The organism is Streptomyces sp. 8L, from assembly GCF_020176795.1.
Taxonomy (GTDB): Bacteria; Actinomycetota; Actinomycetes; order Streptomycetales; family Streptomycetaceae; genus Streptomyces.
The window spans coordinates 1-6,158 of the sequence record NZ_JAIUKE010000587.1; the positions used below are offsets into that span (position 1 = coordinate 1).

The 6,158-nt window shown below is 73.0% G+C and carries 4 protein-coding genes and 1 pseudogene; all 5 read left to right on the forward strand.

Annotation, left to right across the window (positions count from 1 at the left end):
• Positions 1–944 (forward strand): annotated as a pseudogene (locus LCE31_RS35035) (hypothetical protein); the annotation flags it as partial.
• The gene (locus LCE31_RS35040) at positions 941–4,519 is read left to right on the forward strand and encodes a right-handed parallel beta-helix repeat-containing protein (protein WP_225021768.1); all 3,579 of its coding nucleotides are present in this window, start codon (positions 941–943) and stop codon (positions 4,517–4,519) included. The pseudogene LCE31_RS35035 and the gene LCE31_RS35040, both read left to right, overlap by 4 nt.
• A gap of 130 nt (positions 4,520–4,649) precedes the next feature.
• Complete coding sequence (locus LCE31_RS35045) at positions 4,650–5,000, forward strand: WXG100 family type VII secretion target (protein ID WP_225021770.1); 351 nt, start codon at positions 4,650–4,652, stop codon at positions 4,998–5,000.
• A gap of 111 nt (positions 5,001–5,111) precedes the next feature.
• Positions 5,112–5,402 carry a WXG100 family type VII secretion target gene (locus tag LCE31_RS35050; RefSeq protein ID WP_225021773.1) on the forward strand — a complete coding sequence of 97 codons (291 nt, stop codon included), beginning with the start codon at positions 5,112–5,114 and terminating at the stop codon, positions 5,400–5,402.
• Between the two features lie 73 nt (positions 5,403–5,475).
• A complete protein-coding gene (locus LCE31_RS35055) occupies positions 5,476–6,066 on the forward strand; it encodes a hypothetical protein (RefSeq protein WP_225021775.1) in 591 nt (196 codons plus the stop codon).
• Positions 6,067–6,158: the final 92 nt, after the last annotated feature.

A 6,158-nucleotide genomic window follows, 5' to 3' on the forward strand; every position in this document is an offset into this window, starting at 1 on the left:
CCGAGGCCCCGCCCGCCCCGCGCTCGACCGCGGTGCGGGTGCAGCCCGCGCCGACGGCGGCGGCCAGCTCGGCGCCGGGCGACCGCGAGGTCGGCAAGGAGCGCGACTGGGTGCGCCGCACGTTCAGCGCCCAGTACCACGCCGTCGCCGGGTCCGTCTCGCGCGTCATGTCCGAGTCCCCCGGCCTGCGCGGCGCCTCGCGCGCCGACGCGGCGGAGGCGCTGACCGACCTCGTCGCCGTGAAGCTGTACCTGACGGGCGACAGCGGCCAGGTCGACCGCGCGGTGCGGTCCGCGACCGTGGGCCCGCACGTGCCGCTCGCCCGCTGCGTGGCGTCCGGGCTGCGCAGGCTGCCCTCCTACCGGGGCCCGGCGCTGCTGCGCATCTCCGCCACCGGCGCCGAGCGCGCCTGGTTCCGCGAGGGAAGGCTCGTCACCGAGTGGGGGTTCTGCGCGGCCCGCACCAATGTCGCGGAGGCCGGGGACGGCGACACCGACTTCCTCATCTGGTCGATGACGGCCCGCAGGACCGTCCTGGTCGACCCGGCCCGCTCGGACCAGATCGTCTTCGTGCCCGGCACCAGCTTCAAGGTGCTGCGCGGTGTGGACGGTGACGGCGACGGCGGCAGGCCGACGGTGCTGCTGCGGGAACTGCTGCCCAGCGAGATCGGTGAGGACGGCCGTGTCGACGTGGCGCGCGTGCCCCTGGACGACATCGCACTCGCCGGGCTGGAACAGGCCGTCGAGGTCGTGGAACAGACCCTGAAGGCCGCCGCGACGTCGGAGAAGCCCGCGGGGAAGAGCGACAAGTCCGCCGGGACGCCGGGCGAGGCCGGTGAGGGCGGCGACGCCCTGCCCGGCAGCGGCTGGGCCCCCGGCCTGGTCTCGGGCCGGGCCCCGGGCCGCAAGGTGCCGTCCGTACGCAACGAGGGAGCGAAGCCGTGAGCCGGCAAGTCCTGTTGGTCTCACCGGACCGACCCGGTGCGCACCGGTCCATCGCGCAGGCGCTGGCCGATGCCAGAGACGGGGCGCTGATCACGGTCGCGCCCGGCCGCTACGAGGAGGCCCTGCACATCACCAGGCCGGTCAGCCTCGTGGCGGAGAACCGCAGCGGGGTCGAGGTCCACTCCGCCGCGGGTACGACGGTCGTCGTGGACGCCGAAGTGCAGCTGTCCGGGCTCGCGTTGTCCGGATCGGACCCCGAGGCGCCGGTCCTCGACGTACGGCGCGGGCAGGCGGCCCTCGACGGCTGCACCCTGGCCGGCGCGGCCTGGGCCGCGGTGCTCGCGTGGCAGGACGGTGTGCTGGCGCTGCGCGCCTGCCGGGTCACCAACACGCAGGGCGCGGGCGTCGTGGTGACGTCGGGCGGCGCGAACGTGCTGGAGGGCTCGGAGATCGCCGACGCCGGCTCCTCGGCGGTGGTGGTCGCGGAAGCGGGCCGGCTCACGGTGCGCGAGTGCGCACTGACCAACGCGCGCGGCAACGGTGTGTGCGTCAACGGCCGTGCGGTGGCGGTGGTCGAGGCGACCCGGATCGACGGCAGCGGCAAGCCCGCGCTCGCCGTCGAGCAGCAGGCCACGGCCGAGCTGCGGAAGGTCGCGGTGAGCGGCAGCGCCGCGCTCGACGCGTACCTCACGAGCACCGGCGAGACCGTGCTCGCCGAGTGCGCGTTCACCGGCTCCGGCGGCCAGGCCGTGCACATCAGCGGGGGCGCGGCGCCGCTGCTGCGCGGCTGCACCGTGGACGGCGCGGCGGCCGTCGGTGTGCAGGTGACGGGCGCGTCCAGGCCCCGCCTCGAGGACTGCGTCGTCACCGGGACCCCGGTCGGGGTGGCGGTGGAGGCGCGCAGCGAGGCGGTGTTCGCCGCGCTGAGCGTGCGGGACGCGAGCGGCGCGGCCCTCCAGCTCACGGACGCGGCGACGGCCCGGGTGGAGGGCCTGACGGTGTCGGGCGGCTCGGGCGCGGGCGTGGTGGCACGCGGTGCGTCGACCCTGTCGGTACGTACGGGCGAGATCGCGGCGGGCCAGGCGGCCGTGCTGCTCGACGAGAAGTCCGAGGGCACGCTCTCGCACGTGAAACTCCGTTCCACGGGCGGCGCGTCGGCCGGCGCGCGCGGCGGCACCGGCGGTGCGGGCATCGAGCTCGCGGGCGGCGCGTCCGCGGTACTGGAGGCGTGCGCGCTGCTCGAATGCGGTGCGCTTGTCGGCGCGGAGGCCGAACTGACGTCCCGCGAGAGCGAGTTCACGGGTTCCGAGACGGACGGCGTGCGGCTGTTCAACGGCGGCGCGCTGAGCGCGGTCGGCTCCCGTGTGACCGGCGCGCGCGGCCACGGCGTGAACATCCAGGCGTCGTCCCGCGCCGAGCTGTCCCACTGCGTCGTGTTCGACAACGCGGGCGACGGCGTCCGCTGCAACACCGAGGAACCCGTCACCGTCCACGACTGCGAGATCCGCGACAACGGCGGCCGCCCCGTGCACCAGCTCACGGCGGGCCCGCACGTGTCGGTGGAGCGGCTGGAGACCGGCGGCGGGCAGGACGGCTCCGGTACGGACGGCTCCGGTACGGGCGCGGCGGGCCCCGAGGGCCCGGACGCGGCCGGGGAGCGCGAGGCGGAGCAGGGCGGCGGCCAGGCCCTCGCCCACCACACCGGCACGGGACCGCTCGCCGAACTGGAGGGCCTGGTCGGCCTGGAGAGCGTCAAGAAGGAAGTCACCGGCCTGATCAACCTGAACAAGATGACGCAGCGGCGCATGGAGATGGGCCTGCCCATGCCGCCGATGAACCGCCATCTGGTGTTCGCGGGGCCGCCGGGAACCGGCAAGACGACGGTGGCGCGGCTGTACGGCGCGGTCCTCGCCGAGCTGGGCATCCTCAGCCAGGGCCACATCGTGGAGGTGGCGCGCGCCGACCTGGTGGCGCAGATCATCGGCGGTACGGCGATCAAGACCACCGAGGTGTTCAACAAGGCCCTCGGCGGTGTGCTGTTCATCGACGAGGCGTACACCCTGACCAACCAGTCGCGCGGCACAGGGCCCGACTTCGGCCAGGAGGCCGTCGAGACCCTGATGAAGATGATGGAGGACCACCGTGACGAGGTCGTCGTCATCGTCGCCGGGTACTCCGAGCAGATGGACCAGTTCCTCGCGTCCAACCCGGGCATGGCGTCGCGGTTCGCCCGTACGGTCGAATTCCCCAACTACACGCCCGAGGAACTCGTCACCATCCTGCGGGGCCTGTGCGCCAAGCACTACTACGAGCTGACCGAGGACGCCCTCGAAGCGCTCACGCGGTACTTCGAGGACGTGCCGAAGACATCGACCTTCGGCAACGGGCGGGTGGCGCGCCAGGTCTTCGAGCAGATGATCAGCAACCAGGCGTCCCGGCTCGCGACCAGCCCGCCGAAGGACGACGCGTCACTGTCCATGCTGACCGCCGCCGACACCGGCTTCGACCTGGGCGACCCGTCCGGCGACGGTACGGGCGAGGCGGGCGGCGAGGGCGGGGCGCCGCGGCCGCGCGCCGACAGCCCCGGCATCCGCAGGCTGGCAGCCCTCACCGGCCTGGACGCGGCGCGCGAGGCACTGCGCACCCGGCTCGACCTGCTCGCCCGGCGGACGCAGCGGCGTGAGCGCGTCGGGGGCCTGGCCAATGTCGTGCTCGAGGCACCGCCGGGCACCGGCCGGCGCGCCCTCGCCCGGCTGTACGCGCGAAGCCTCGCCGAACTGGGCGTCGTGCCGACCGGGGCCGTACACCACCTCCCCCTGGCCTCGGTGCCGGTGCGGTGGGCGGAGCAGCCCAGGTTCGTGCTCGCCGCGGCCTTCGAGGAGGCGGCCGGCGGCGTCCTGATGCCCGAGATCGACCCGGCCTTCGACCGGCGCGCCGAGCCCGAACGTGCCGCCGTGCTGGACGCGTTGGCCCGTGCTGTCGCCGCCGTACCTGAGACCCCGGTGGTGCTGCTCGGCAGACCGCCGCACCTGATGGACCTGATGCGCGAACGCATCGACCTGGCACAGGCGTTCGCCGCCTTTCTGCCGCTCGACCCGTACGGCCCCGAGCAGTTGGCGAAGCTGGTGGAGCGGCGGCTGACCGAACTGGGCTTCCGGCTCGCCCCCGAGACGGCCGGGTCCATGGCGGACCGGTTCGCCGAGGGCCCGGCCGGGGGCGGCGCGTACGGGGCGCACCGCCTGGCCGAACGGCTCGCCGCGCTGGCCAGGACCCGTACGGTCACACCGGACGACCTGGACCGCGCGAGCACGCAGGGCCCCGCACAGAGCGCGGCAGCCGGTGCGCCCGCCAGGCCTGCCGGGACGCAGCAGGCGGCCCAGGCCGCGCAGAATGCGCGGGGACCCCAGGCCGAGCAGGGCCCGCAGGGCGCCAACCCGCCCGCGGGCGACACCGGTTCGGGGGACGGGCCGCGTACCGCGTCCGGTCCCGCCGGTGCCGGCCCCCCACAGACCACTGCCGGGACGGCGGACGCGCCGCCCCGGCAGGAGGACACCCCACCCCTGGTGCGCACCTGATGCGGGAGGCCCGATGAGGGCGGCCTGACGAAGGACGCGTACCGCACTGGCCCGTGGGGCCCGTACAGCACACAGGAAGCAGCGGCCCGTACCACGGGACCGGCTCCTGACAACCACGAGAGGAATCAAGGTGGCGAACAACAACACCGCTGTCGACATTGACGGAATGAAGGCCGCCCAGGGCAGCTTCCAGACCGCGCTCGACGAGTCCACCAGCTCGTACTCGCAGATGGACGGCCAGATCGAGGGGCTGCGCGCCTCCTGGACCGGCCAGGCCGCCAACATCTACGGCGGCGCGATGGAGAAGTGGCTCGAGGACTTCAACGTCGTCAACAACGCCCTCCGCACGATGCTGGAGAAGCTCCAGTCCAACACGGGCGTGTACGCCAACACGCACGAGGACACCCAGCAGCAGGCCAACCAGGTCCAGCAGCTGATCTCCGGCGGCAACTTCTCCGGTCTGGCGGGCTTCCCCTCCTGACCCCCGGGGTGCGCACCGTGACCGCGCGGCGCGCACTCCGGCGTGCCGGGCCGCCACCCGCGCACACCACCTCGTCCCCAACCCGTCACGTTCCGCAACAAGGAGCCACAAGTGACCACGTACACCGTCCAGATGGAGCAGGTCGACTACATCGTCGGCGAGATGCAGGCCATCACCCAGAAGATCCAGGGCACGCTCCAGAACCTGGACGACCAGTCGAAGATGAACCTGGCCGAGTGGACCAGCGACGCCCAGGCGACCTACCAGGAAGTGAAGGCCAAGTGGGACTCCGCCGCGGCCGACATGCAGAACATGGCCACCCAGGCCACGCAGATGCTCGGCAACATCAACCAGTCGTACAGCGACGGTGAGCGCCAGGGCGTCAACCTCTGGCAGGGCTGACGGCTCCGGCTTCACCAGCCGGGACCCCGGGGGAACCGACAGGCCGAAGACAGGCTTTTCGAAGGGCTGAGTCATGACATACGGAACACTCGACGGCACACTGCCGCCCGATCCTCCGCCGCCCGAGCACAAGGCGCAGGAGTGGGACGGCAAGCCGGATCTCGGCACGGGGCACGGGACGTACACCGACGCGTCCCCATTCACCCCGCCCGCCGTTCCCAAGAAGGACGGCAGCGGCAAGGGCACGTCGGTCGACACACCGTCCATGAAGGTGTTCGCCGACAACCTGGACCTGCTGCTCAAGCCGCTGACGACGGCGTCCGACGCGCTGAAGCCCGTCAGTGTCGCGCCGGGCGCCTTCTACCACGCCAACTCGATCCGTACGAAGGTCACGGGGACGAACGGCGACGACGGTCTGAAGGCGCAGTACCTCAAGGTGCTCACCGACCTCAGCAACGGTCTGACCGATCTGAGGGACGGCGTCAGGACGCTGGCGAAGAAGTACAAGACCATCGACGACGCCAACGGCATGAAGTCGAAGGACCTGACCGACGCCATGGACGGGGTCAGTGACGACTTCAACCTGATGATGTCGGACAACGGTGGTACCGGGGCGGTCACCACGCCCGCGGCGCCGACAGGCGGCGACAGCAAGGCGGCCTGACGAGGGCCTGAGGTGCGGGTCCTCCCGTCCACGGGCCGCCCGTCCTCCTCCTGTTCCCGTACGGGGGCGGGGGGGGCGGCGCGGCGCGGGGG